The 25,104-nt window shown below is 62.5% G+C and carries 20 protein-coding genes, 1 tRNA gene and 1 pseudogene; 7 read left to right on the top strand and 15 right to left on the bottom strand.

All coding sequences use genetic code 11. The annotated features are described in order from the left end of the window. The first annotated feature begins 3 nt into the window (after positions 1-3). The 5 genes from EFB14_RS08435 to EFB14_RS08415 all read left to right on the top strand — a co-directional run bounded on the left by EFB14_RS08435 (position 4) and on the right by EFB14_RS08415 (position 8,372). Positions 4-1,623 (top strand): caspase family protein, encoded by a 1,620-nt coding sequence (locus EFB14_RS08435; protein WP_126823620.1) that lies wholly within the window; start codon positions 4-6, stop codon positions 1,621-1,623. Continuing rightward, complete coding sequence (locus tag EFB14_RS08430) at positions 1,620-4,139, top strand: trypsin-like serine protease (RefSeq protein WP_126823618.1); 2,520 nt, start codon at positions 1,620-1,622, stop codon at positions 4,137-4,139. The genes EFB14_RS08435 and EFB14_RS08430 overlap by 4 nt, the downstream gene beginning before the upstream one ends. 13 nt (positions 4,140-4,152) lie before the next feature. Then, the gene (locus EFB14_RS08425) at positions 4,153-5,334 is read left to right on the top strand and encodes a serpin family protein (RefSeq protein ID WP_126823617.1); all 1,182 of its coding nucleotides are present in this window, start codon (positions 4,153-4,155) and stop codon (positions 5,332-5,334) included. A gap of 43 nt (positions 5,335-5,377) precedes the next feature. Then, complete coding sequence (locus EFB14_RS08420) at positions 5,378-7,783, top strand: protein kinase domain-containing protein (protein ID WP_126823615.1); 2,406 nt, start codon at positions 5,378-5,380, stop codon at positions 7,781-7,783. A 274-nt stretch (positions 7,784-8,057) separates the two neighbouring features. Beyond that, on the top strand, positions 8,058-8,372 hold the full coding sequence (locus tag EFB14_RS08415; protein ID WP_125845489.1) for a DUF982 domain-containing protein: 315 nt from the start codon (positions 8,058-8,060) through the stop codon (positions 8,370-8,372). A gap of 69 nt (positions 8,373-8,441) precedes the next feature. On the opposite strand, the gene EFB14_RS08410 is transcribed toward EFB14_RS08415, so the two are convergent. Both EFB14_RS08410 and EFB14_RS08405 read right to left on the bottom strand, forming a co-directional pair. Beyond that, entirely contained in the window at positions 8,442-9,068 is a 627-nt protein-coding gene (locus EFB14_RS08410; protein WP_125845490.1) for a LysE family translocator, read from the bottom strand. 323 nt (positions 9,069-9,391) lie between these two features. Then, entirely contained in the window at positions 9,392-9,577 is a 186-nt protein-coding gene (locus EFB14_RS08405; RefSeq protein ID WP_003594927.1) for a 4-oxalocrotonate tautomerase, read from the bottom strand. 125 nt (positions 9,578-9,702) lie between these two features. Between EFB14_RS08405 and EFB14_RS08400 the strand changes: the two genes are divergently transcribed. Further along, on the top strand, positions 9,703-10,587 hold the full coding sequence (locus EFB14_RS08400) for a LysR family transcriptional regulator (protein ID WP_126823613.1): 885 nt from the start codon (positions 9,703-9,705) through the stop codon (positions 10,585-10,587). 74 nt (positions 10,588-10,661) lie between these two features. Here the strand turns inward: EFB14_RS08400 and EFB14_RS08395 are convergent, their stop codons facing one another. The 11 genes from EFB14_RS08395 to EFB14_RS08345 are packed head-to-tail and all read right to left on the bottom strand — an operon-like array spanning position 10,662 to position 20,947. Next, a complete protein-coding gene (locus EFB14_RS08395; RefSeq protein ID WP_126823611.1) occupies positions 10,662-11,537 on the bottom strand; it encodes an FHA domain-containing protein in 876 nt (291 codons plus the stop codon). A gap of 2 nt (positions 11,538-11,539) precedes the next feature. Beyond that, the gene (locus EFB14_RS08390) at positions 11,540-12,445 is read right to left on the bottom strand and encodes a type II secretion system F family protein (RefSeq protein WP_126823609.1); all 906 of its coding nucleotides are present in this window, start codon (positions 12,443-12,445) and stop codon (positions 11,540-11,542) included. Further along, positions 12,442-13,305, bottom strand: a complete 864-nt coding sequence (locus tag EFB14_RS08385) for a type II secretion system F family protein (protein ID WP_126823607.1) — start codon at positions 13,303-13,305, stop codon at positions 12,442-12,444. The genes EFB14_RS08390 and EFB14_RS08385 overlap by 4 nt, the downstream gene beginning before the upstream one ends. Positions 13,306-13,315: 10 nt before the next feature. After that, the gene (locus EFB14_RS08380) at positions 13,316-15,214 is read right to left on the bottom strand and encodes a TadA family conjugal transfer-associated ATPase (RefSeq protein ID WP_126823605.1); all 1,899 of its coding nucleotides are present in this window, start codon (positions 15,212-15,214) and stop codon (positions 13,316-13,318) included. Positions 15,215-15,235: 21 nt separating this feature from the next. Continuing rightward, positions 15,236-16,171 carry a Flp pilus assembly protein CpaB gene (gene cpaB / locus EFB14_RS08375; RefSeq protein WP_126823603.1) on the bottom strand — a complete coding sequence of 312 codons (936 nt, stop codon included), beginning with the start codon at positions 16,169-16,171 and terminating at the stop codon, positions 15,236-15,238. Continuing rightward, positions 16,168-17,082, bottom strand: a complete 915-nt coding sequence (locus tag EFB14_RS08370) for a hypothetical protein (RefSeq protein WP_126823601.1) — start codon at positions 17,080-17,082, stop codon at positions 16,168-16,170. The genes cpaB and EFB14_RS08370 overlap by 4 nt, the downstream gene beginning before the upstream one ends. Before the next feature lies 1 nt (position 17,083). Further along, on the bottom strand, positions 17,084-17,752 hold the full coding sequence (locus EFB14_RS08365; RefSeq protein ID WP_126823599.1) for a TadE/TadG family type IV pilus assembly protein: 669 nt from the start codon (positions 17,750-17,752) through the stop codon (positions 17,084-17,086). Next, a complete protein-coding gene (locus tag EFB14_RS08360) occupies positions 17,724-19,367 on the bottom strand; it encodes a Tad domain-containing protein (protein ID WP_126823597.1) in 1,644 nt (547 codons plus the stop codon). The genes EFB14_RS08365 and EFB14_RS08360 overlap by 29 nt, the downstream gene beginning before the upstream one ends. Further along, positions 19,364-20,161 (bottom strand): TadE/TadG family type IV pilus assembly protein, encoded by a 798-nt coding sequence (locus tag EFB14_RS08355; RefSeq protein ID WP_126823595.1) that lies wholly within the window; start codon positions 20,159-20,161, stop codon positions 19,364-19,366. The genes EFB14_RS08360 and EFB14_RS08355 overlap by 4 nt, the downstream gene beginning before the upstream one ends. Before the next feature lie 5 nt (positions 20,162-20,166). Further along, on the bottom strand, positions 20,167-20,730 hold the full coding sequence (locus EFB14_RS08350; RefSeq protein ID WP_126823593.1) for an A24 family peptidase: 564 nt from the start codon (positions 20,728-20,730) through the stop codon (positions 20,167-20,169). 13 nt (positions 20,731-20,743) lie between these two features. Beyond that, entirely contained in the window at positions 20,744-20,947 is a 204-nt protein-coding gene (locus EFB14_RS08345) for a hypothetical protein (protein WP_018246152.1), read from the bottom strand. A gap of 477 nt (positions 20,948-21,424) precedes the next feature. Between EFB14_RS08345 and EFB14_RS08335 the strand changes: the two are divergent. Then, positions 21,425-22,736: pseudogene (locus EFB14_RS08335) on the top strand (TadA family conjugal transfer-associated ATPase). Between the two features lie 85 nt (positions 22,737-22,821). On the opposite strand, the gene EFB14_RS08330 reads toward EFB14_RS08335, so the two are convergent. Both EFB14_RS08330 and EFB14_RS32825 read right to left on the bottom strand, forming a co-directional pair. Next, on the bottom strand, positions 22,822-24,228 hold the full coding sequence (locus tag EFB14_RS08330; protein WP_126823591.1) for an RtcB family protein: 1,407 nt from the start codon (positions 24,226-24,228) through the stop codon (positions 22,822-22,824). Between the two features lie 654 nt (positions 24,229-24,882). Beyond that, positions 24,883-25,008, bottom strand: a tRNA-OTHER gene (locus tag EFB14_RS32825). Between the last annotated feature and the right edge of the window lie 96 nt (positions 25,009-25,104).

Genomic DNA, 25,104 nt, shown 5'->3' with positions numbered 1-25,104 from the left:
GCCATGTCCGCATCCGTTTCCATGGCCGCAACACTCGCCTTCCTTGCTCTGGCGACCACCGACTGCCTGGCCAGGACTATCGAGGCACCGGAGCGCGGCACAGTGAGGGCGGTCCTGATCGGAATCGATCTCTACCGTAACGTTCCGCCGCTGCACGGCGCCGTCGCCGATGCCGAGGACCTCTCGCTGTCGCTGCGCTCGGTCGGCGTCGAAGACATGACGCTCTTGAAAAACGGCGCGGCCGACCGCGAAGGCATCTTCCATGCGATCGAGGCCGTCACGGAAAGGGCCGGCTCCGGCGATCTCGTCGTGCTCGGCATTGCCGGCCACGGGTCGAGCGAGCCGGAACGCGTCAGGGGCTCGAAACCCAGCGGCCGCGACGAGGTCTATGTGCTCGCCGGCTTCGATACCCGGCTGCCCGGATCGCGCGAGCGCATCTTCGGCGACGAATTCAAGGTGCTGATCCACAAGCTGGAGGCCAAGGGAGCCGATGTTCTCTTCATCGCCGATACCTGCCATGCCGGCGGCATGACCCGCGACGTCGATCCGCGCGGCGCCGGGATCACCTGGCGCCAGGCGCCTTCCTATACGATCGAGGAGGATGACCTCGCGCCGATTTCGACAACGGCGGACGCGCTCTCCACCGGCTTTGATTACAAACGGCTGACCTTCCTCGCCGCCGTCGACGAGAACACCAAATCGCCTGAGATATCAATTCCCGGCATTCCGCAGAAGCGCGGCGCGCTGAGCTATGCGACGGCTCGTGCCTTCGAAGGGGCCGCCGACCGCAACGGCGACGGCGCCGTCAGCCGCCGCGAACTCTTCGAATATGTGCGCCAGTCGGTCTATCAGTTCACCGATCAGCGGCAGAATATCTTCACGCAGAGCCCGCCCGGAACCGATCTCGACCGTGCCGTCGTCTATGACTACGACGGAGCGGGCACGACGACGGACGTCGAAAAATCCAGCTCTCCACCGCCACCGGCCGAGCCAGCGCCGATCACCGTCGGCGCCCTCGGTTCCGATCCCGTGCTGCAGGGGATCGAGCCGGCCGTCACGCCGTTCAAGCTGTCGGGAGGCGCGGATGCCGAACTCGTCTTCGATCCCGAAAAGCACGAGGCGATTGCCGGTGGCGATGTCGTCGCCTCCAGCATCGGCGCCGGCGACATGCCTTTCGTCGTCGACCGGATGGCCGCGCTCGACACGCTGAAGCGGCTGTCGGAGACGAACCCGCAGACCGTGCGCGTAACGCCTTCCGACACCGTCCATCGCGAAGGCGAGCGCGTCGGCGTCACCGTTTCGGATATATCGGGCCGCAAGCTCGTGCTTTTCGACATCACCGGCGATGGAACCGTGCAGTTCCTCTATCCCGGCGAAAAAGACGCGGATGCGCCGATGCCGGCGGCCTTCGATCTCGATCTTTCCGTCGTCGCACCGTTCGGCACGGACCTGCTCGTCGCCGTCACCTCCGAAACCCCGATGCCTGATCTGGTGGAATTCCTGAAGCAGAACGACAGGCGCCGCACCGCCGGCAACATCGCCAAGCGCCTCGGCGAAGTCCTGCCCAAGGGCGCGCGTGTCGGATTCACGGTCCTCTATACCTCCGCCGGAGCCAAGCTATGAGCACGTCGATCAGCAGGATCCTCAACGTTGCGGCCGTCATGGTTCTTCTCGCCTCTCCGGCGCTCGCGCAGCAGGATACGGATTTTGCCGGCGAGGATGGCGGGCGCGTCATCGGCGGCCAAGCGGCGAAAAAGGGTGAGTGGCCCTGGCAGGTGAAGATCCTGGCGCCCGATCCCGAGCAGCGCGGCCGCTTCGGCGGCCATTGCGGCGGTTCGCTGATCTCGCCGCGCTGGATATTGACGGCCGCCCATTGCGTCACCAGCGGCCGCTCAGGCAAACAGGATCTCTTCGCCCGCGACCTCCTGATCGTCGAGGGCAAGTCGAAGATCGACAAGGTGATATCAGTCGACGGGCCCGACAAGCCGGGCCTTGAGGTGGAAGACGTTGTTATCCATGAGGATTTTGACCGCAAGGTCTTCGCCAACGACATCGCCCTCATCAAGCTTGCAGAACCCGCGGTTTCGAAACCTGTAATCCTCGCCTCTACCTCGGATGACGCAGTCGAAGCCGCCGGCCACACGGCCGTCGTCACCGGCTGGGGCTACACCAAGGCCGATCACGGTTGGGACGACAAGTACCTGCCGACGGAATTGCAGGAGGTCGAGCTGCCGATCGTCTCGCGCGAGGATTGCCGCGCCGCCTATCGCGAGAGCTCGATGCGCATGAACCCGATCGACGAGCGCAATGTCTGCGCCGGTTATGCCGAAGGCGGCAAGGACGCCTGCCAGGGCGACAGCGGCGGGCCGCTGGTCGCCCAGCGCCCCGACAAGAGATGGATCCAGCTCGGCATCGTCAGCTGGGGTGCGGGCTGCGCCGAGGCGGAACATTACGGCGTCTATACCCGCGTCGCCGCCTTCCGCGACTGGATCGCCGCAAAGACCGACGGCGACGTGCCGAACGCCTCGATATCGGCCGACGGCGACCAGGTGGCGGCGGTTGATACGAAGCGCAAGTCTCCTGGAAGCGACATCGCGGCGGGGACGAAGCAGAAACAGACGCCGGCCGGTCAGCTTGAGGCCAATCTTGCGATCACCACGCCGCCCGGAAACACCACGGAGGCGCCGGCCGCCAACACGCCCGCCGGCAATCAGCCAGAGGTGCAGGCACCGGTCGTCCAGACGCCCGCCGTCGAGAGCTCTCCCGGCGACCGCGCGCTCCTGATTGGTATCGACGACTACGAAATGCGCGAGGCGAAACTGACCGGCTCCGCCAGCGATGTGAAGGCGATGCAGCTCTTCCTCGTCAAGACGCTCGGCTACCGCCCGGAGCAGATCCACACCCTGACCAACCGCAGAGCGACCCGCGAGGCGATTCTTGGCGAAATCGACGACTGGCTTGTGCGCCAATCGCAATCGGGCAGCCGCGTTTTCCTCTATTTCAGCGGCCAAGGCTCGGAAGAAATGGGCGCCGAGGCGACGACGAGCCCGACGCTTGTGGCAGCCGATGCCAAGCTGGTGCGCGATGGCGGCAAGGTGACCGTCACCAACCAGATCCGTGAAACCGAAATCGCCGCACGACTGAACAGCCTCAAGGATCGCCGCGTCACGCTGCTGATCGACGCCTGCCATGTCGGCCCCGGCAGCCGCAGTGCCGTCGCGGCCCCTGCGGGCGGCACCGTGCGTTGCCTCGGCCCTGCATTGGCATCGCTTGAGCCGCCGAACCGATCGGGCAAGGAAGCGAAATTTTCCTTCGGCGGCGAAACGGCGATGGTCTGGTCGGCCGTCAATTCAGGGCAATGGGCGCTCGTCGACCAGGAAGCCAAACCGCCGCTCGGCGTCTTCACCCGCCGCTTCATCGAAGGCGTAGAGGAAGGGGTGGCGCGCGCCGCCGACAAGCCTGTTGTCAGCAATGCGGCCCTCCTCGATTACGTCCGGCGCAAATCGGACGAATATTGCCAGGCGCATGCGGGAGATTGCCGCTTCACGCCGGTGCCGCAATTCTACGGCCTGCCGGATGCGCTCGGCCGTGACGTCGTCACCGGCGAGGAGGCAAAGACGCCGGCCGCCGCCGTCGAGAACACGCTGAAGAGCGACAACGAAGCGGGTGTGGCGGTCGACGTGCTGCCCGGCACCTCGGTCAGCATCGGCGACAAGGTGGCGATGCGCGTCTCCACCAAGAAGCCCGGCTACCTGATCCTGGTCGATATCGACGCCTCGGGCAAGCTGACGCAGCTTTACCCGAACAAGCGCTCGATGGGCCTGAAACCATCAGCCAAGGGCGGCGACAACCGGCTCGATCCGGCGAGGCCGGTGGTCGTGCCGGACGCGCGCAATCCCTATATCGGCTTCGAATATGTGGTGGAGGGGCCGGTCGGCGTCGGCATGGTCGTCGCCATCCTCAGCGACAAGCCGATCGAAGTCCTCGACTTGCCCGATGTCCCTACGCCACTCGTCGGCCAGCGCGCCGCCTTCAACTATGTCTACGACCTAGCCCGAAGCCTCAGGATCGTCGGCGACGACGAGACCGGCGCACAAGGCAAATGGTCGTTCGATTCCAAATTCTATCGCATCCGCTGAACAGGAGCGAACCATGTCGAAATCCATTCTGCTGGCGGGCCTTGCCGCTTCCCTGATGGCGGCTGCGCCGGCCCGTGCCGGCGATGTCGCCGACAGCAAGGCGATCCTTGCCGCGCAGGCCGGGCTTGCCGTCGACCTCATCGATCGCACGCTGGCGACGGAGAGGGCGGCAAACATCGTGGTCTCGCCGGCAAGCCTTACCGCGGCCCTCGGTCTGGCAAGCCTCGGCGCGTCGGACGAACGCAAGGCGACGATCGCCAAAGGCCTCGGCTTCGGCAACGCGGCGAAGGGACCGGAGAAGGTGCTCGACGAGATGACGCCGGAGAAGCCGCAGGCAGCGGATGCGCCGCTGGCGACCGGCGTGGCGATCGTCTTCGACGACAAGCTGGTGCTTGTCCCCGATGCCCTCTCCATGCTCGCCAGCCACCGCATCAAACCCACGATCGAGGATCTGGACGGACCGAAATCGGTCGAGCACATCAACGGCTGGGTCAAGGACGCCACGAGAGGCGCCATTCCGGCAATCCTCGACGCACCGCCCGGCGGCGGCTTCGTCAGTCTCTGCGCGCTCTCCTTCAAGGCCCGGTGGAAGGCCTCGTTCGAGAAGGAAAGTCCGGCCGCCCCCTTCCGGCGGCCTGATGGTTCGACGATCTCGGTGCCGATGATGCATCTCGCCGGCGACGAGCAGAAATTCCGCTTCGATGACAATTTCGTCGCCGTCGACCTCCCCTATAGCGGCGAGACCTACCGCATGGTGGTGATCGCGGCGCGCTCCAGCGGGGGCATCGGCGCCCCCGACCTGAAGGCGCTTGCCTCCTGGCTTCAGGGCGAGAAATTCGAAGCCGCCAAGGGCGAAATCTTCCTTCCCCGCTTTTCGCTGAACGACGGGCGTGATTTGATGCCGGTGCTCAACGCGATGGGGCTGGCGCCTGAAAAGGCCAAGGATGCGGCCTTTCCGGGTTTCACGCGGGAAAACATCAGCTTGTCGCGCGTCCTGCAGAAGACGATGATCAAGATCGATGAAAACGGCACGGAAGCGGCGGCAACAACGGCTGCTATCACCGAGCGGAGCATCGATCCCAATCTGGTGCGTGTGACCGCCGATGCCCGCTTCGTCTTCGCGCTCCGGGATACCAAGACCGGCCTTCTCTTGGCCGCAGGCCTTATCGGGGATCCGCTTCTGGCGGGCGAATAGAATTCGGTTTTTATAAGTACAGCAATCGCAGGGGGATAAGTGCATGAGAAGTGATCTGATCGCCCGCTACACGATCGGCGAGCCGATCTACGAGAACGAGTTCATCGTCTATCCCGCCGAGGACAAGCGGATGGATCGTTCGGTCTTCATCGTCGCGCCCGATGTCGCGCTGAAACTTGATAAAGCCCGCTTCGAGCGGGTCTGGACCTCTGTCAACGAAGCGAAATCGCTGACCGCGCGGCGTTTCGTCGAAATCGAGGACCTCATCCCGCCGTCCCCGGAAGACGACAATTTCTATATCGTCGAGAAACGGCCGTCGAAAACGCTGCACCAATATCTCGACGAAACGGAAATGGTGGCTTACGAGCGCGCGGTTGAGATCGGCCGCCACATCCTCGAGGGGCTGGCGACGCTGCATGGCGCGGGTTACGCCCACAATGCTCTGACGGATCAGTGCATCTACGTGTCGGAGGACTATTCCGGCCTTTCGGTCAGGATCGGCAACCTGCATCTGATCTCGAAAATCGGCGAGCACATCATCCCGCCCTATGCGCCGGAATTCGGCGCGCCGGAGATTTATGCCAGTGGCACCTTCTCTGCCTCCTCAGCCCTCGACATCTATGCGATGGGCATGATCGCTTACAAGCTTTTCCTGCCGCGACAGACCTATGCCAGCGTCTTCGACAGCGTCATGGTCTGGGAGGACGAACACCAGCGCGAGCAGAGCTGGAAGAACATTCATCTCGACCCTTCCAATATCTTCCCGCGGCTCGACGTGCTGATCCCCGGTTTTCCCGAAGGGCTTGCAAGCCTGATCGAAAGGATGCTGAGCCGCGACCCGGCCCAGCGCCCGCGCATGGGCGCCGATGCGCTGGGCGAATTCACCCGCGTGACGACGGGTATCCAGCCGATGTCGTGGGATCCGCGCGGCGGCATGCCGCAGCAACCGGAACCGCCGAAACCGAAGAAATGGACACTTGCCAGGCTCTCGATGATCGGCGCGCTTGTCCTGATCTGCATCGGTGTGGGCGTCGTCACCATCCCGAAAATCCTCCTCCCGGATCCGAAGCTCGTCGCCGACGTCGGCGTCTGGAAGAAAGAGGCCGAAAGCCGCAGGGAGAAAGCGATCGCCGCCAAGGCACCGGAGCGCCCTTCCGGCGACGAGGCGAAGCTTTCCTATGATGTCGGCGCCTCGGCGCTGACCGAGGCCAATGCGCTGCTCAAGGACGAAGATTATAAAAAGGCTCTTCCAGGTTTCCAGAAAGCCGCCATCAGCCTCGGCAAGACGCTGATCGCCATTTCGAAGGAAAATGCGGAGAAGGCCAAGGCCGCGGCTTCCGCCGCCGGCGGCGACAAGGCGCCCGGTTTTGCCGAAGCTGACACGAAGATGAAGGCGGCCGCCGACAGCGCCGCCGCTCAGCAGATGCACGGCGCGGTCGAAAACTATGACGCTGCGAAGGCGGCTTACGACGATCTCTCCAAGTCTCTGAGCGCGCTGACCGCAGCCGAAAAGGACGCGGCGGCGAAGCGCGATACCGCCAATCGCGTCGGCGCCGGCGACAGCCCCGACTTCACCAAGGCGAACGGTCTGATGGCCGATGCCAAAACCAAGGCCGAGCAATGGCAGATGCCGGCGGCCATGACGGGTTACGGCGACGCAACCAAGTTGTTCGATGCCCTGATCGCCAATGTCATGGCGGCGAAGGGCGAGGCGACGGCGCTGAAGCAAAAGGTCACCGATCTCTATGCCTCGATTACGACTCGCGCCGGCGCCGCCGATCCGACCCTTGCGGCAATCCAACCGAAGCTCGGCGAGGCCGATGGCCGCTACACCGCGGAGGCCTACAAGCTTGCGATCGCAGCCTACCAGCCGATCCTCGCCGATCTCGAGGCGCTGTCAGCGCGCGGCTTCTGCCCGGTTTCGCAAACTCTCGCCTTCGAGACCGTCCCGGCGGGAAGCTATTCGCTGGAGAATGTCCGACTGATGACCTCCTCGATGAAGGAGCTCGGCGGCATGCTCGGCGTTGCCAATGGCGCAGTGAAGATCGACAAATCCTTCTGCATGCAGACGAAGGCCGTCACCCGTGCCGAGATGGCGGAATATTACACCGCCAATTCCGATCCCGCCGCAGCACAGACCTATGCCGACAATCCGCAGCAGCCGGCCGACGACGTGCCGCTTGCCGTGGCGCAGAACTATACGGCCTGGCTGTCAAAGCAGTTGAACGCGCCCGTCCATCTGCCGTCGGCGACCGAATGGATGGCAAGTGCAGCGAAGATCCCCACGGAAAAATTGCCCGATAACGGCGATATCATCCTGCAGTGGAGCGCCACCCCCTGCGAAGCCGGCGGCAACGTCGCCTTCATGGCGCAGGAAGGCTCGACCTTCGTCGTCTGCTCCGATGCGTCGGCCGGCGGCATCTTCCGCGTCACCGCCGAATTGCGTTGAGCGATCTGAAGTGTGGAGACGGAATAGGGGAGCGGTGTGCCGCTTACACCGGCGCGGGGTAATCTGTCGCTAACCCGTAATGCGTCCATCAGTGCAACACTTGTCGACGCAGCGCAGGGCGCCTCGACATAAGGTTCTAGAGCACCCTTTATTCTTCATCCGGCAGTTCGCGCTCAAGCGGTGCGGCTCGATAGTTTTCAATTCCAAATTACAGAATACGCGCGTATATTGAACGTGGGGACTGCGGTACCCGTGCCTTGAGGGGTCGAGGACAATGTGCTGGAATACATCATCAGCATTCACGCCGGTCGGATTTGCTTTGCGAGGGCGGCCGGCATCTCGCAAGATCGTATGGACGCTGGGCGACGCGGCGCGTCTCCTGATCAACGATTGGCCTTGCGATGACGGCGAGGAATATGTGGCTGCAGTGAAAGCCTGCGTCGACGCGTTGAGCGGGAAAATCGCTCCGGAACAATTCCGGGAAGCGCTCCTGCGTGCGGCCGATGAGGCGGGTATCGCTGCTCTATCGCTCGTCCCGCAGGGAATTGGAGAACGGCGGCCGGACCTTCCCCCAATGATGCAAACATAGGCCTATTTCCAGGGGCCATCCGCTTTTCGACGTCAGGTTTGCACCAATAGCGGACGGCTATCCGATTCTTCAGCGCTGCTGGAGAGCCAGCCTGACGCCCAGAGCGCAATAAATGCCCCCTACGACTTTACCTTGCCACTTCGCCACTGCCGGGTAACGGCGCAGGAGGCGCCCGAGGCTTCCCGCGCTACACGCGAAAACAATCGTGCTCAGGAACCCGATGAACGCGAAAAGTACACCCAGGATGCTCAATTGCAGGAACACGGCCCCATTCTCCGGGCGAACGAATTGCGGAAGAAACGCAAGAAAAAACAGCGCGGTTTTTGGATTTAGAACCTCAGCCAGAACCCCGTGCTGGAAAGCTTGGCTGGCAGTCAGCCGACGTTCGATCGGACCAAGCAAAGATGCATCTTTTGTCAGAATAGCTTTGGTTCCCAGATACACCAGATAACCTGCGCCGACGAATTTGATCACAGTAAACAGGGTCGCTGACGCGGCAATGATTGCAGAAATACCGACAACGGCAAACGCCGTATGGATGATGTCGCCCGCCGTGATACCCGCTCCGGTGGCAAGTCCAACTCTGGTTCCCGAAGTCGTAGCTCGCGCCACCGTCAGGAGCGTAGCTGGCCCCGGAATGAAAACGAAGCCGAGAACGATTGCGCAATAGGTCAGTAGGGTTCCATGGTCGATCATTCAGGTTCTCCTTGAGGCGCTTGCTTACATACAAATCAAGACGCTGTGGGTTTGCAAGAGCCTAATTAGCGCGATGAACCTTCAGCGCGGCCAGTTCTGAGTATGTTTAAAGACCGCTTAGGGCCAAACTCCGCCATGGCTCAGATACAGGAAAAGGCAAATTCCGCGCGAAGTTTGCTGCCCCCAGGCCTGCACGCAGGGTGATACAGCCAGTGAAGTCAACCGGCCGCCTGCCCGGCCAGCACGGGAGCCGAGTGCCGGCTCCCTACCCAATACCATGACGGCGTCCCGCAGCTCGAGCCTTCGACACTGCGGCTCGTCTCTCAAGCCTCGGATTTCAGCTTGCCGCCGACCGCCCAGGAGTCCTTTGCGATCTCCGTTATCAGGATTTCCACCGACTCGGGCGGGCACGCCAGGGTTTCGACGGCGGCCTTGGTCGCTTCGCGGGCGAAGGCGCGCTTCTGATCGTCGGTGCGGCCGGGATGCATCTGCAGGTGAAGAATGGGCATGTTTTCTCCTTGGTCACGTTGGCAATGCCCGTCGCCTTGGCGCGGGCATGACGACTATGTTGTAAATGTTCAGGTTGATAAATAAGCTTTGGGTTTCGTCATTCGAAACCTGCAGGTAGGTAATTATGGACAAGCTGGCCGGCATGGCGATGTTCGTCAGGGTCATCGACAATGGTAGTTTCGCGGCCGCCGCAGAGATCGCGCAGGTATCGCCGGCCATGGTTGCCAAGCACATCAAGACGATCGAGACCCGGCTCGGGGCGAAGCTGATCCATCGCACGACGCGACGCCATCAGCTCACAGAGGTCGGCCAGCTCTATTACGAGCGCTGCAAGCGCGCGCTTTCCGAAGTGGCGCTGGCCGAAGCTTCGGCGAGCGAACTGCAATCAGCGCCCCGCGGCCGCCTTCGACTGGTGGCACCCGTCAGCTTCGGCACCCAAGTCCTGGTGCCGACGCTGATCGATTATCAGAACGCCTATCCCGACGTCAGCATCGAGTTGTCACTCGATAACAATGTCCATGACCTCATCGGCGAGGGTTTCGAGCTCGGCATCCACATCGGCCCGCTCTCGGACAGTAGCCTTGTCGCCCGCCCGCTCACGCCCTACCGGCGGATTCTCGCTGCCTCGCCGGACTATCTTGCCCGCCATGGCCGGCCGGTCTCGCCGGAGGCTCTGGCGAACCATCTCTGCCTCGGCCACTCCTATTGGCGCTTGCAGGATCGCTGGCACCTGGTCGGGCCGGGAGGCGAAATGCGCGATGTGTTGATTTCCGGAAAATTCTCGACCAACCAGGGGGCGGCGCTGCGCATGGCAGCGCTCAGCGGCGCGGGTATCGTGCTTCAGCCGGAACTGCTGCTCGCCGCCGATATCGCCGAAGGACGGCTCGAGCAGGTGCTGCCGGAATGGTCCTACAAGCCTGTACCGATGTCCCTCATCTATGCCCCGAACCGGCGGCCGACAGCGATGTTGCGGACGGTGATAGATTTCCTGGTGGAACGGTTTGGCTGACGATGCCTGAGCTCTGTCCCCACCTCAGGTCTGATTCCGCGGCGGTTAGGTGGGCGCTCAGGCAAAAGCGGCGATCAACGACGGGCGGGGGGCTTCGTGGCGGCTCGCCGCTGCAGGGCAAAACGTGCGGCCGAGCAGTTGACGTCGGGAACGAGATCGTAGGTCTGCTGGTAGAGACTCTGCGCCAATGAGTTATTGCCGCGATTTTCCGAGGCGAGGGCTGCGAGCGCCGTGCGCTTGTAAGCCTCGATAATCGGCTCGGCGGCCTTTGCGAGCGCCGCGTCGTCGGAGGGTTCGGACGCAAGGGAAAGAGCGGCATAGGTTGCATCGCCATCCCTGCCGACACGGCCGCCGACGGCGCCGTTGAAACTGGCTTCCGAGACTTGGCGCATGCGCCGGGCATTCTTGATGCATGTCGGGATGCGGCCGGCTTCCGCATTGATGCGCTCTGCCGTCGGACCGCTCTCAGCGCTACCGCCACCGGAGAGGATCACGTAGCCGATGATGCCGACGATGGCGAGGTATGCCACGCCCATGCCGGCGAGGAAGGCCGGCTGCTTGAGCAGTGGCTTTTTCGGCTTGCCGTCGCTCGCCTTGGACACCACCTTCTTCGGCGCCTCCTTGGCGGGCGCCTTTTCGACGAACTGGAATTCGACGTCCTTGCCGAGACGGAAGCTGTCGCCTGCTTTCAGCGAGGCCGTCTGCAACAGCGCTTCGCCGCGCAGCATAATCGGGTTCAGACCCATGCGGCGGATGATGAAGCCGCCGTCGCTCTGCTTTTCGATGCGTGCATGGATCGGCGCCAGAAAGGGATCGTCGACGACGATATCGGCATTGGCCGCCCGCCCGATCGACATTTCGGGCCGGTCGAGCACATGGCTGCGGCTCTGGCCACCAGGACCGGTCTGCAAAAGGCTTGGTTTGTTTCCGCGAAAGAAGGAAAAGGCCATGATCAGAACATCCCACTCGACATCATCTCGACAATTGCCGGCGCCAGAACCAGAAGAAGGATCGATACGACGATCATCATCGCCGGCATGACGATCTTGGCTTTCAGCTTTTCACTGGCCCTGTCGGCCTTCTCCCAGCGGCGGAAGCGCAGGTCGCGCGCATGTTCGCGCAGCAGCTCGACTCGGTTGCTGCCTTCGACTTCGCCCTGGATGACGGCGCGGATGACGCGCACGACCTCCTCGGCGGTCATGCGGCGCTCCAGCCGTTGCAGCGCCTCGATCATGCCGGTGCCGAGCGCCACATCCTTCAGCGTCTGTTCGATCTCCTCGCTCATGACCGTGCCGGGTGCGGCTTCGGCATAGAGCCTAAGGCTTTCCGGCAGGGTCGCCTGCGCCTGCTGCGTCATCACGACGAGATCGAGAAAGTAAGGAAATTCGCGTGAGATGCGCTCCTTGCGATCCTGCGCCTTGTCGTCGGCGACGACCCAGAAATAGATAGCGGGGACGAGGCCGAGTATCAGGCCGGCCACCAGACCACCGATCACGCTGCCGCTGGCGATGCCGAACAGCAGGCCGAGCACGATGAAGCCGAACAGGCTGAGAACGACGAGAAGCGCGATATATTCCCGCCCGGTCACACCGCCGAAAGGCCGGCCGCCATAGATCAGCTTCTGCTCGAGCTGCGCGCCGTAATCGGCCAGGAGCGGCTCGAAATGCTTCAGCACGAATTCGACCGGCGTGCGCATGCCGATGCTGTCGACGATATTCGGCGGCGGACCGTCACCTCCATGGGAGCGGCGCACGACCTGGATGCTGCCGAGCATGTCGCCGATCCACCAGACGAAGAGGGCAGCCGTAATGCCGGCAAGGAGGATGACGATGGGGCCAAGAGGTATATGCGACATCATACCGACACCTTCATCATCGCGCGCATCCAGAAGAAGCCGGTGGCATAGAGAATGGCGCCGACGATGGCGATGACGATGCCGATCGCGTTGCCGAACACCTTATCGATCAGTTCCGGCTGGCCGAAGAAGATCATCAGGATCATGAACAGCGCGCCGCCGTTGACGACGCGGAAATTCATGCGCGCCTGCGACGACGAGGTCGTGATCTTCTGATCGAGCTTCCAGATTTCCTTGAAGGATTTCGACATTTCCGTCAGCGGCTCGGAAATGTCGCCGCCCTGGCGGGCAAAGAGGCCGAGCGCCGCATCGACCATCTTGAAATGCAGGCTCGGCACATTGCGGCCGTGGCGGTCGAGTGCCTCGACCAGGCCGATGCCGAGCTTCTGTTCGCGGGCGATGCGCTCGAACTCGCGCGAGGCCGGCATCTGGCCTGTATCGGCCACCGCATTGACGGCGATGGCGAGCGGCTTGCCGGTGCGCACCGCCGAGACGATCTGGTCGACGGCGTAGGGAAGCTGCGATTCGATCTGCAGCCAGCGACGCTGGAGGAAATAACGGATCACGCCCTTGGGCAGGAAGAAGGCGACCGGGATCGCGATGACGAGGCCGAAGATCGGCCCGAAGATCAGCGAAACCACTGTGAAAACGACGACCGCCGTGATGATGTAGGCGAGGATCATCGTATAGGGCGGAACGGCGTCGCGCCCGAAGACCTGCGCCGCCTCGCTGGCGAGCGCGATGTCGCGTTCGGTTGCGCGCAGCAGCGGCGCTGGCCAGCGCACCGGCGCGCCCCAGACGAGCAGCCCCGCCGTTATGGCGCCGAGGGCGACCGTAAAAATCTGCAGAATGCTGATATTCATGGTTTTCCCCTCAGACGAACATGTCCAATTTTTCGATTTCGCCGTCGTCGTTGAACTCGACGAGTTCGGCGACGAAGCTCGGCAGATAGCCGGTGAAGGCATGCACGGCCTGCCCGCCGGCGCGGCCGACGAGATTGAAGATCGGTTCGACGATGATGAGGCCGGTGTCGGGATCGATGCCGATCACCTCCGATATCTCGGTGACGGCACGCCGGCCGTTCGCCAGGCGGTTCAGCTGCACGACGAGCTCGACGGCAGCAACGATCTGCTGGCGGATCGCCATGACCGGCAGCGAGCTCTGGCCCTGCAGCACCATCACCTCCAGGCGGGTCATCATGTCTTGCGGCGTATTGGCATGCGCCGTCGTCATCGAACCGGCATGGCCTGTGTTCATCGCCTGCAGCATGTCGATCGCCTCGGCGCCGCGGCACTCACCGACGATGATGCGGTCAGGGCGCATGCGCAACGCGTTGCGCACGAGGTCGCGGATGGTGACGCTGGTTTCGGACTCCGCCGTCTTCGGCCGCGATTGCAGGTAGACGACATGAATGCCGTCGAGCTGGAGTTCGGACGTGTCTTCGACAGCGACGACGCGTTCGCCCACAGGGATGAACTGCGACAGGCTGTTCAGCAGCGTCGTTTTGCCGGAGCCGGTGCCGCCTGAGACGACGATGTTCTTGCGGGCGCGGACGGCGGCTTCGAGGAAGGCGCGCATCGGCTCGCTCAGCGCACCAGCGGTGACCAGCTTGCTGATATCGAGCCGCGACTTACCGCCGAATTTGCGGATGGTGAGGCAGGCGCCCTTAACCGCAAGCGGCGGAATGACGGCGTTGACGCGCGAACCATCCGGCATGCGGAAGTCGGCCATCGCCTCGCTCTCGTTGATCGAGCGGTTGGAATCGACGGCGATGCGCTCGATCACCTTCATCAGCTGCCGCTCATTGGCGAAGGCGAAGGGATAGCGTTCCAGCAGGCCGAATTTTTCGACGTAGATCTCATCATAGCGCGTCACCATGATTTCCGAGATGACGTCGAGATCCATCAGCTCCGAAATCGTACCCCAGCGATACATCAGCTCCTCGATATTGGAGCGCAGGTGCATATGGGCGATCTCGTAACGGTCGCCGGCGTTGAAAAGGGCCTGCCTGGCCTGGAAGGCGGCACTGAAACGGGTGTCGAGCTGGGCGAAATCCGAGCGGGTGGATTCGAAGTTCAACTTGAGCTGCAAGGTTGAAATCAAAGCCTTGCCGACATCGAAGAGGCGGCGATTGTCCTGGTCCTCGCGCGCGAGGCTTGCGGTATTCGACGAGGCGTCCCGCCGCCCGGTGCGGGCGATGCGTTTTGCCAGCCACCGATAGACGGCGTTCTTGATGACGAGGACGACGAGGTCCTGGGGGGCCGCGTCAAGCGCCTCCTTGATGAACATGTCGAGGCGCTCGCGGATGCGGGTTCGCGTTTCCTCGCGGCCGAAATCGGAGGATTTTACCAGCCGGTCATACTGCGTGTCCTTCAGCAGGCGCTCGTGGATTCCCATCTGCAAAGCGAGCACGCGCTCCTGATCGGGAAACTGCGTGACCGCTTCCGGGGCCGCGGCGGGCTCGACCAACTCGATCGTGACGTTCGGCACCCAGATCGACATGCCGGCCGACACCGCAACCGGCGTGCCGGCTCGAAGCGGCTGATCATCGACGCGCGTCGGATTGCGGCCGTGATGCTGCACCGACCAGCCCTGGCCAGACTTCCGCAGCACGAATTGCGGCGAGGAGACATGGCTGCCGCGCAGACGGACGACGCCCGCGCCGGCGGGCAGCGTCAGCGTGCTGCTTTCGCCGACGAAATAGGTCTCGTTCGCCGAAAGCGGGATCACTTCCCGGCCGCTGCCGTCCTCATAGGAAATCTTCAACAGCATGGCTCATTCCCCCCGCGACGGTCACATGCGCGTCCAGTTGATGCTCGGCAGTTCCTCGACACTATTATCTGTCGGATTGCGCAGAACGAGGTTCAGGCTGCCGTTCGACTGACCCAGGGCGAAGATCAGCATTTCGGCTTCCGAGGGCGTCACTTCGACAGTCACGTTGTTGTAAGTGCTATTGGCCTTGGTGACGGCGCCTTCGGCAGTCGTCGCCGCGCCAACGGCCAGAACCTTGACGTTTTGCAGGAAGGTGCGGGTAACGACGCGGGTGCGTGAGCTGATGCCGAGTTTATAGTCCTGCGCCTGCTTGCGGTAGGCGTTGACGTCATTCTCGTCGGCGCCGGGATATTGGGTGAGATAGTTCTTCAGCATCTGCTCGACCGGCGATGCGGGCTGAGCCGGAGCGGCCGGCTGCGCGGTCGCGGCAGGCTGCCCCGGAACGGCGGGAGCCTGGCCGGGGGCTCCCGGCTGGGTCGCGGCGGCCGGCGCCACGGGCTCGACCGGTTCATCCACAGTGCCGAGGATATCGACATAGCTGCCGGGCTCGACGAAGTGGCCGACGGCCGCGGTCGCGTTGACGGGAAGGGTAAGCGCACGCTTGCCGGGTGCGATCATCGTTGTCAGGCGTCCGCCGTCGGTATCGTCGAAATACTGGAAGAGCAGCACCGAGCCGGCCGGAATGTCGGCTGCCGCCGTCCTGTCCTTCAGCCACTCCCTGTAGGCGCTGGCAGCGGGAACCGCGAGCTTGGCCAGCGGCCCGAAGCTTTCCGGCAGCATGACCGGTTCGGCGAGCATGTCGGGCGTGATCGCCTGACCTCTCGTCACCTTCCTGTCGGGCTGGAGGCGCATGAAGGCATAGGCCACCTGCTCATTCTTGACGCTCTCCGTCCAGAAGTACAGCAGAACGCCCGTGATGAGCCCGACGATGACAGCCGCGATGAGCTTCCAGTTCATGGTGTTATTCCTTCGACGAAGGGTTGCCTGATTTGAACGACCTCGACGGTTCTGCCGTCGGTCCTGCTCCTGGTGTAGAGAACATTGGCCTCGACGCTGCCGCGCCGGCCGTAGAGGGCGGTGACCCCGCCGCGCTCAGCCGGCGGTGCCTCGATGGTGAAGCCGTCACGGGCAAGAAGATCGGCGCGCTGATCGGACCAGCGCACGGCGGACAGCGTGCCTTTCGATACGACCGTGCGCGACATGTGGCCCTTGTCATGATCGCCGATATCGCTCAGCACCTCGACACCGGCCGGCGGACGCAGCGACTGAGGCAGCTTGCTGACATCGGCCGGAGCCGCAAAGGCCGGCAGCGTCGAGCCGACATCCTCGAAGCGGCTCATCAGCACCTCGGTCATCGGAGCATCGGCGGGACGACGGATCAAGATCGAGACACCAGGTATCGGCGGCTTTGCCGAGGGGTTTGCCGGGTCCTGCCGTCTGAGATAGTCGAGTGCCGCCTCGCCGTCGCCGTCGAAGAAGCGCACCACCACCGCGAGATCATCGCGGATGCGGCTGGTCTTCGGCACGATCAGCATGTTGGCGGCGATGACGGCTGTCAGCTCTTCCTTGCTGTTGCTCTTCGGAAGGGCAGGCCGGGTATTGGCGGCCAGCACCCGCAGCCATTCATCGGTGATATCGGAGATGCTGCGGTCGCTCTGGTAGGGCGTGAACTCCAGCGGCTGGCCGTTGATGACGAGATCGCGCGGCGAGCGTTCCGGCGCGCCGAGAATGCTTGCCAGCATCGAATTCAGCGTCACCCTGAAATCCTTGTAGATCTCGGCGCGGCCCGGTGTGGCCACCGCGACGGCGAGCCCGATGACGAGCGCCATGCCGGTCAAATGAACGAAGATGCGCGAACCCTGTCTCATCTCACTTCGCTCCCGGAAAGACGCCGTCGAAGAGATCGCCGGAATCGCTCGCCACATCGCGGATTTCCCGGCGCAGCGTCGGATCGTAGCCGCGGCTCGTCGTATCGTTGTTGTGGGAGGCAAACAGCGTGGAATCGTCCACCGTGAACGCATCCTTCCAGCGGATGCTCCTGATCGTATCGAGATCGTCGGAATCCCTGAACTTGTAGATGCGGTCGGCGGTCGCGGTGACGAGCTGCGGCTTTTCATTGGCGAGGTCGCCGACGATATCGCCGAAATCGCGGCCGTCGCTCTTGATGGTATTCTGCACGTCGTCCCAGACAAAGGTGCGCTGAGGATCGCCGTCGCCTTCATGAGACGGCGTGCGCGAGCAGTTCATGGCGTCCCCTCCGGGGAGCGCCGGCAACGCCGGGATCGGAAAGACGTTCGAGAAATCGGAGGTGCAATCCAGCCCGTTCGCCTCGGCAAAGGCCGCATTGCGCATGGCGAGCATGGTTCCGACTTTCTTGGTGGAAATCCTGTTTGCATGAATCATGAAAATCACGATCAGCAGAATGACCGGCGCGGCGAGCACGAATTCGATCGAAGCGAGACCGCGCCTGTCGCGATGCAGCCTCATCAAGAGGCCGCCACCCGTAGGCTCAGTGGGTGTTGACGGCAGCCCAGGCATTGGCTCCTCCCTTGTCGAAGACGCGCGTCAGGCCGGTATAACTGTCGGCGGCCGGGCTCTGCTTGATAGTGTTCGAGACCTCACCGATGTCGTCGGCGAGCGTGGCGGGCGCTAGTGATGCGAGCCAGTCCTGCGTGTAGAGGTCGAAGGCCGTGTAATTGTGCACCCAGCTCTGCGCCAAGGCATAGGCGGAGGGCGTCTTGTCCTTGAAGATACGGACCTGGAGCCTGGCGCGGGGCGCGCGTGAAACGATCGCCAACGTCTGGTAGTCGGTGAGCTGGTCGCCGCCAAAGGGCGTGAAGTTGAAGGGCGCGCGTCCCTTCAGCCAGTAAGGCTTCGGGAAGGAGACGACCGGCAGGCTCGCACCAGCCACGGAGATCGCGCCACCGGCCGGGCCGCAGACCTGGTTCCAGATCATGTCGAACTTGCGGGTGAAGTCGTTCTCGTCCTTCGTCTGCGAGTCGGAATAGCGCGGCGGCACGTCGATCGGCAGCTGGAAGGGGTTGGTGATGCCGAAGCCGACACCGAAGACCTTGTCGGCGATCCAGAAGCTGGCATCGAGCGCCAGTTCCTGCCACCAGCTGAGATCGCCTGCATATTGCTCGACAATCGCCTTGAACGGGACCTTGCTCAGATAGGCCGGGCCGAAGGCTTCATAGAAGATGTAGAATTCCACCAGTTGATTGTCGATGCCGCTTTCGTGGTTGACCCAGTCGCGGATATGGCTGCCGTCGACACCGCCCGCCGTCAGCGGACCCTTGCCGTTGGGGAAGCCGCGATTGGCGAACTCGCCGCGCATGAGGAGCGGATCCTGCCCCTGGGTGCCATAAGACATGGCAAGGCACATTTCGGTATAGGCAGCGGCTGGATTGACGCCATCACGGTCCACCGGCAGGTTGCCGCCGGCACCTTCTCCAGCCTGGCCGCAGTTTTCGCACGGCGGATGAAACACGACATGGTCAGATTTGTTGAGGCGCACCAGATGCAGGGCCTCGTTGCCGACGCGTTGCGGGAAGCTTTCCACGAGGTAATCGTTCAGGTCGTTCATCGCATCGATGATGTCACTGGACTTGTTGATGAGGCCCCAGGGATCGTATTTGACCTGCGCCGCGACCGTATATGCGATCGCTTTGGTGGCTTCAGTCGCCCGGAACCCCTGAAACGCCAGGCAAGCGCCGTAGATGATGCCGCCGACGATCGGGACTTTTTGCCAGCCGGGGCAATAGGGCATCGGCGGAAGCGGCGGCAGAAGCGATGCCGGCCCGAAGCCCTCCGTGAAGGAGTATTCGGCCAGTTTCGCCAGAATGACACCCGAGCGCAGCGCCAGTTCCGCCGTCGTGAGCTGGAAGGCGACCGAGGTCGCCATGACGACGGTTGCCTGCGAGGAAGCGACGTTGTTCATCGCCATGATGTTGAGATAGCGCGCTTCCCAGTCGGCGTGGACGAGAGCGGCGGCATCGGCGGTATCCTGCGTGCGCTGCTTGTCGTAGATGACCTGCCCGGTGTTGAGGATCCAGACGATCATCAGGGCGAGCGCGATCGTCATGTAAAGGATGATCGGTGACAGGAAGCCGCGTTCGTCGCGGTGCAAACGTTTGATGAAGGTCGGGGTCATAGCAGGTTCACCTCCGCCGTCGAAATCGTGTAGTAGCGGCCGTCCTTCCTCTGGCCGCGGGCAAATACCCAGCCGGCATATTCGAGCAGCAGGAAGCGCGCTTCCACCCTGGCGGTAACAGGTACGTGCGGCGAGCGATTGATGGCGGCATAGAGCGCCATCGGCGCGCGGTCGACGGTCACGGTGACGTTCTGCGGATCGAACATGTAGCGGGCCTGGTTGCGCATCGCGCGCCAGTTCTTCGAAAGGCCCGAGGCATCGGCAAGGTTTTTCAGCGCATCCTCCGGCGGCTGGCAGGCGCCGACGCATTTCAGCTGGTCGTAAGGAGCAGCCGGGATCAGCGCCAGGCGGGCGGCGAGATCGGCCTTGCCGGCGGCGGCATCGTCGTCACAGGTCTTGACGTCGATTATGCTCCGGATGGTGATCGGCAGGGCCGGGCAGAAATAGACGCGGGCGCTGCGGGCCGCCGCATAGGCGGCATAATGGGTGAAGAGGTGGTTTTTTGCGAGGATCGCGAACTGGAAGACCACGAACATGAAGAAGACGAAGACCGGCGTGACGAGCACGAAATCCATCATCGTCGTGCTGCCCGAGATATCGCCGTGCAGCTCCGATATCCGGCGCCGGCGGGCGGAAAGCCGCGGCAGCAGCAGCATCGAGGCAAGCAATATCATAGCGATCGATAAGGTGCCGAGAAGCGCGCCGTGATCCTGCGGAATCCAGAAGGTGCGGGAGTGCAGGATAGAACTCCAGAAGGCACCGTCGAAGATGGGGCGTTCGAGTTCGGGGCGCATTGCCGTTACCTCACGAGTGAAAGAGGGGTGAAACCAGGCATGAAAAGGCACCAGAGAAGACCGAGGGCAGCGGCAACGCCGAAGCGGACAGTATGATGTGTCTCGCGCGGCTTCAGCACCGAAGCGGCATCGCGGAAACCTGCGGGCAGGAGCAACGCGAACAGTCCGACCGTCCGCAACAACACGCCCCACTGAACACGCCGCGCCATGGAGAAAACGGCGATCACGCCGCCGACCATCAGCGATGCGAGGGTGACGTCGATGGCGGGCCAGAGGCCGAGAATGGCGCCGAGCGCCGCCATCAGCTTGACATCGCCGCCGCCGCAGCTTCCGGCTGCGAAGGCGACGAAGAAGATCATGCCGGCCGCAAGCAGGCCGGCAAAGGCAAGGCCGATCCCTGCCAGACCGCCGCTGACGGCTGCCAGCATGAAGCCGGCAAGCAGGCAGGGATAGGTCACGGCGTTCGGGATGTGACCATGGCGGTGATCGAGCACCGCCGCGGTCATGGTGCAGGCGACGGCAAGAGCCGCCGCTGCAGGCATCAGGGTCAGATCATAGGTGGTATCCATGATCCCGGCCCACTTATTGGCCCGGCTCAGGAATTCTCTCGGCATCCGAGAGGGCCGTGTTCTTTTCGTTGAACCATTCGCCGATCTGTTTGCCGAATGCCAGCAGAAGCAGCATCAGCGGAATGACGATCAGGGCGACGGCAAGAACGATCTGGGCCATATCGCCGCGCTCGTCCTTGTGAAGTGCAATTGCGAGAGTCTTGAGTTTGCCGAACATGTGAGTACTCCTCGTTCTCAGGTTTGTTTCGGATCAAATCCCTGGTGAAGATGAACCAAGCATGCGCTATCGCTCCGAACGAGCACGTTGCTCGTTCCAATGATATTTTCTGCTTCAGCTTAACTTCCCCGGCGGCCAACGTTTGTTGAGCAACACCATTAAGACCCAAGAGTGCGCCCAAGGCCAGCCCTCCGTCAAGCAAACGAAACGAAGGGTTCCAATTGTCTTGGAGGCATCGTTTGACAAAACCGAGTTGACGCCGGATTTTTTCAACTAAACACCTGAATCGTCTACAGTTTTACCTGCGGATATGAAGTTTTGGACGACCTCCCGAGTCCTCGTCTACTGCTCCATAATTGGTCAATTCTTTCAAAGCGATAGAAGAAACGGCGCATTGCGGTCAGAATGGCCGTCCGCGCGGGACGCGGCCATGGCGTTGTTTGATGATCTGGATTAAGCTTTCCTGAAATCGTGGGTATGGTCCCGCCAGTCGATCCGGAGAGAAAACGATGGAAACGATGAGCAGCATCTTGATACTTGCACTGGTCCTCATTCCACTGATGATGTTCTTTCCGACCGCGGTTCAGATGATGGCGACACTGTTCGGCATGAGCTCGGTCCTGGTCGGGATGCCGCTCTGATGAAAGCCGTTTCCGACGACGCTGCCGAACAGGCAACCTTCCAGGTCCTGACCCGGGCGCTGGACAAGCTGCTCGGGCCGATCCGTTTCCTCCTCGAAGATCCGAGCGTTTCCGAAATCCTGATCAACGGCACATCCGACATCTTCGTCGAAAGGCGAGGCAAGCTCGAACGCGCCGATACGCGTTTCGCCAGCCGCGAGGATCTGGAATCGGCCGCGCGCAGCATCGCGCAATTCTCCGGCAAGCGGCTGACCCCGGAGGAACCGAGCATCGAGGCCCGTCTGCCGGATGGCTCACGCGTGCAGATGATCCAGCCGCCGGCCGCCCGTACCGGGCTCTGCATCTCCATTCGCCGCTTTCTGAAGGAACATCGCAGCATCCGCGATCTCGTCACCCAGGGCAGCCTGACCGAGGAGTCGCTGTCGCTGTTACAGGCGGCTGTCGGCCTGCAGAAGAACGTCATCATCTCCGGCGGCACCGGCACCGGCAAGACGACGATGCTGAACGCGCTGTCGGAAGCCTTTGCCGACCACGAGCGCATCATCGTCATCGAGGACACGTCGGAACTGCAGATCCGCAAGGAACACGTGGTCTATCTTGAAGTGACGAAGCCCGACCGTTTCGGCCGCGGCGGCGCCAGCATCCGCGACCTGTTCCGTTCGTCGCTGCGCATGCGGCCCGACCGGATCATCGTCGGCGAATGCCGCGGCGGCGAGGCGCTCGACATGATCCAGGCGATGACCTCAGGCCATAGCGGCAGCCTTTCGACGGTGCATGCGAACACGCCCTACGACGCCCTGCATCGGCTGGAGACGCTTGCGCTGATGTCTGACATCGACATGCCGCTCCGGCCGCTGCGCGCCCAGATCGCCTCGGCGGTCGACGTCGTCGTGCAGATCGCCCGCTTCAAGCGCACCGGCCGGCGCCGGGTGATCGAGATTTCCGAGATCAAGGGCCTGAACAACGACGGCCAGTACATCGTCGAAAGCATCTACCGGCTGGAAGGCGACGGCCATTCCAATTCCGATGGCGCACTGCTCTGGACGGGCGTCGTCCCGAGCTTCGCCACCGATGCGATGGAAGAACTGCAAGGCGCCGAGCGCGCGGAGTGGATGAAGGCGGAAACCGGCGTGCAGGCAACGGCTTGAAACCTGTTGGCGAACGCTAGCTGGGGACTATCTGCCCCGCATGGTGCATTCGAGGGAAGGCAAGCCTAGTTGCCTTCCCCGGTGTTTACTGGCGCTTCTTGCGCCAGGGCGCGCTCTTCTGCCAGTCGCCTGCCATGATGCTCCCGTAGGGGATCACCTCGTCGACCACTTCGGCGAGACCGTAGTGCTCGATCTGCGCCCGCACGTTCGCAGCGCTCTTGTAGGCACTCGGCAGTTCCGACACATCGGCGAAACCAGAGAAGAACCGCGCGTCGAGACCGCTTATTTCCTTCTCCAGAATAGCTGCGATGTTGTTCGGGCTCAGACCTCGCGAATCCGCTCCATAGTCCGCAGACAGCTGCCTCATATGCGCGCTGCGCGAAAAGTTGCGGCCAGCGCCATGCGGCGAGAAGCCGAGGCCATGGGCAGCGTTCGAGCCACGAACGATCAGGATCGGTTCCGCCATATTGAGCGGAATGATGGTCAGATCGGTCGCGTCATGCGCCCAGTTGTCGAAGGCAGGGGTGGCACCCTTTCCGTGGTAGAACAGCCCGTCAGACTTCCGGAAGACGAAATTATGCTCGTTCCAGAAGCGGTCCGCGACCTTGGCCGAGAGTTTTTCCGCCGCCATGTCGTGAAGGACATAGTGGTTTTCCCTGGTCCACTGCCGGATCGTCTGCAGCGCCGACCAGTAGACGTCACCTTCCTCGGTATCCGCCGGAATCCAGGCATTTTCCCTATGCGTCTCAGGCGAGATGCGTTCCCGAAACTGGTTGGCGACCTTCATACCCTTGTCGTAGAGCCGCGCCCCCGGTGCCCGCGATCCATGATGGGTCACAAGCGCGGTTTCGCCGGTCGACTTCATCGTCCCGACATAGGCGAAATGATTGCCGTCGCCCTGGGTCGCGAAGTGCTCGATGCCAGCGCTCAACGCACCGTCGCGCAGATAAGGGTTCTGCTCGAAGGCCGAAAGCGTCGCCACGGAAGGCTTCAACTGCGCGCCGCGCGGACGACCGCCGGGACCGAAATGCGTTACGGCATGCACGGCATCCAGAAGCGACTTCGGATCCACGCCAGGAAAGATCGAGATCGCCATCGAGCAGCAGATATCGGCCGAATGCATACCGGGATGAATCGCTTCGGACGCCACTACGCCGCCGACCGGGATCGTTCCCACAGGACCCGCCGGGCAAGCGTCAGGCATGATCGCCGCGGAGCGAACAACCGGCGTACGCACCAGCGCCCGCATCGTCGCGTTGACCTTCTCGACATTGTCCTGCTCGAAGGCGTTCTCGGCACGGATGTTGGAATAGATCTCGATATCGTTATCGGCCCTCAAGGCAAGCGTCGGACCCGGCTGGAAGCGCCTTGCCGCCTCCAGGGCATCCGCCACCGAGCCACCCTTGCTCAAAACCGCATTGGCCGCGTCGAGAGCCGGGCGAAACCACTTCCCCTGGCTCATGCCGGCATCGATCAAATCCTGTCCGCTCATTACCGCTATCATTGTCTTTTCTGCGTCTGCAGTCCTTCTTGTTCAGTTGCTTTTCTTCACACCACCTGAGCGACGAGCATTGCCGGAGATCTATCTCACCGCACGCATTCCATGGTCATGGCGCTATGCGGCCCCTGTAGTCACCGGCGGCATTCGCCCAGGGCCTTACCATCGTCCCGGCGACGAGATTTGGCAGGACAGTTTACTGAGCTACGCGCTCCTTTCGGAAGCGCGGGATGATTTGAACACCCGACCTGCCCGCCGGAAATCCGATGGGCCGCTCTACCTGTAGTCGTGCCGGCATTCGCCGAGTTATTCCGCCCCTGTGGAACAGGGATAGTGCATGCCATGCAGCGGCGACGAGGGTGGACGAAACCGGATGGCCCCGCTCGTGCCAGAGAGCGTATGCCCAGGAGGAGTCGAACCTGCCAGACCATCCAACGTTGGCGGCTGTAGTTCCATCCGGCATTCGCCGCTGCATTTGGCTATGGCGACAAGTGTTTAAGAAACTTCCCGCTACCAAGGGGACGTTTAATCCCTCGCAGGGTTCGAACCTGCCGCGGCAATGTAGTTCCTTTTGCATTCGCCGTTCATTTCAGCCATGGCGACAAGTGTCCGGGAAACAGCTTGCTCTACCAACTGAGCTACAGGACCAGGCCCTGGCGAGAATCGAACTCGCGACACAGATGTAGTTCCCCATGCATTCGCCATGTCATTCCATTCGTCCGTGACGACGAGGTGTGGTGAAACATCCTGCTCTATCCGCTGAGCTACGGGTCCATAAACTGGAAGACCCGACGGGATTCGAACCCGCGACCTGGAGGGTAACAGCCTGTAGTTTCATCCGGCATTCGTCACGGCCCTCGCGCCGTTCAC

This window comes from Rhizobium fabae (genome assembly GCF_003985135.1).
In the GTDB taxonomy this organism is placed as follows: Bacteria; Pseudomonadota; Alphaproteobacteria; order Rhizobiales; family Rhizobiaceae; genus Rhizobium; species Rhizobium pisi.
The sequence above is the reverse complement of the archived record's forward strand: the minus strand, read 5'-3'. Positions and strand labels throughout refer to the sequence as shown.

Excerpts from the sequence above, each read along its gene's own strand:
- EFB14_RS08420 (WP_126823615.1), top strand. The coding sequence starts at position 5,378 with ATGAGAAGTGATCTGATCGCCCGCTACACGATCGGCGAGCCGATCTAC.
- EFB14_RS08360 (WP_126823597.1), bottom strand. The coding sequence starts at position 19,367 with ATGACCCCGACCTTCATCAAACGTTTGCACCGCGACGAACGCGGCTTC.
- EFB14_RS08395 (WP_126823611.1), bottom strand. The coding sequence starts at position 11,537 with ATGGCCTTTTCCTTCTTTCGCGGAAACAAACCAAGCCTTTTGCAGACC.
- EFB14_RS08390 (WP_126823609.1), bottom strand. The coding sequence starts at position 12,445 with ATGATGTCGCATATACCTCTTGGCCCCATCGTCATCCTCCTTGCCGGC.
- EFB14_RS08330 (WP_126823591.1), bottom strand. The coding sequence starts at position 24,228 with ATGAGCGGACAGGATTTGATCGATGCCGGCATGAGCCAGGGGAAGTGG.
- EFB14_RS08415 (WP_125845489.1), top strand. The coding sequence starts at position 8,058 with ATGTGCTGGAATACATCATCAGCATTCACGCCGGTCGGATTTGCTTTG.
- EFB14_RS08370 (WP_126823601.1), bottom strand. The coding sequence starts at position 17,082 with ATGAGACAGGGTTCGCGCATCTTCGTTCATTTGACCGGCATGGCGCTC.
- EFB14_RS08350 (WP_126823593.1), bottom strand. The coding sequence starts at position 20,730 with ATGGATACCACCTATGATCTGACCCTGATGCCTGCAGCGGCGGCTCTT.
- EFB14_RS08385 (WP_126823607.1), bottom strand. The coding sequence starts at position 13,305 with ATGAATATCAGCATTCTGCAGATTTTTACGGTCGCCCTCGGCGCCATA.
- EFB14_RS08435 (WP_126823620.1), top strand. The coding sequence starts at position 4 with ATGTCCGCATCCGTTTCCATGGCCGCAACACTCGCCTTCCTTGCTCTG.
- EFB14_RS08345 (WP_018246152.1), bottom strand. The coding sequence starts at position 20,947 with ATGTTCGGCAAACTCAAGACTCTCGCAATTGCACTTCACAAGGACGAG.
- EFB14_RS08355 (WP_126823595.1), bottom strand. The coding sequence starts at position 20,161 with ATGCGCCCCGAACTCGAACGCCCCATCTTCGACGGTGCCTTCTGGAGT.
- cpaB (WP_126823603.1), bottom strand. The coding sequence starts at position 16,171 with ATGAACTGGAAGCTCATCGCGGCTGTCATCGTCGGGCTCATCACGGGC.
- EFB14_RS08430 (WP_126823618.1), top strand. The coding sequence starts at position 1,620 with ATGAGCACGTCGATCAGCAGGATCCTCAACGTTGCGGCCGTCATGGTT.
- EFB14_RS08410 (WP_125845490.1), bottom strand. The coding sequence starts at position 9,068 with ATGATCGACCATGGAACCCTACTGACCTATTGCGCAATCGTTCTCGGC.
- EFB14_RS08405 (WP_003594927.1), bottom strand. The coding sequence starts at position 9,577 with ATGCCCATTCTTCACCTGCAGATGCATCCCGGCCGCACCGACGATCAG.
- EFB14_RS08365 (WP_126823599.1), bottom strand. The coding sequence starts at position 17,752 with ATGCCTGGGCTGCCGTCAACACCCACTGAGCCTACGGGTGGCGGCCTC.
- EFB14_RS08380 (WP_126823605.1), bottom strand. The coding sequence starts at position 15,214 with ATGCTGTTGAAGATTTCCTATGAGGACGGCAGCGGCCGGGAAGTGATC.
- EFB14_RS08400 (WP_126823613.1), top strand. The coding sequence starts at position 9,703 with ATGGACAAGCTGGCCGGCATGGCGATGTTCGTCAGGGTCATCGACAAT.
- EFB14_RS08425 (WP_126823617.1), top strand. The coding sequence starts at position 4,153 with ATGTCGAAATCCATTCTGCTGGCGGGCCTTGCCGCTTCCCTGATGGCG.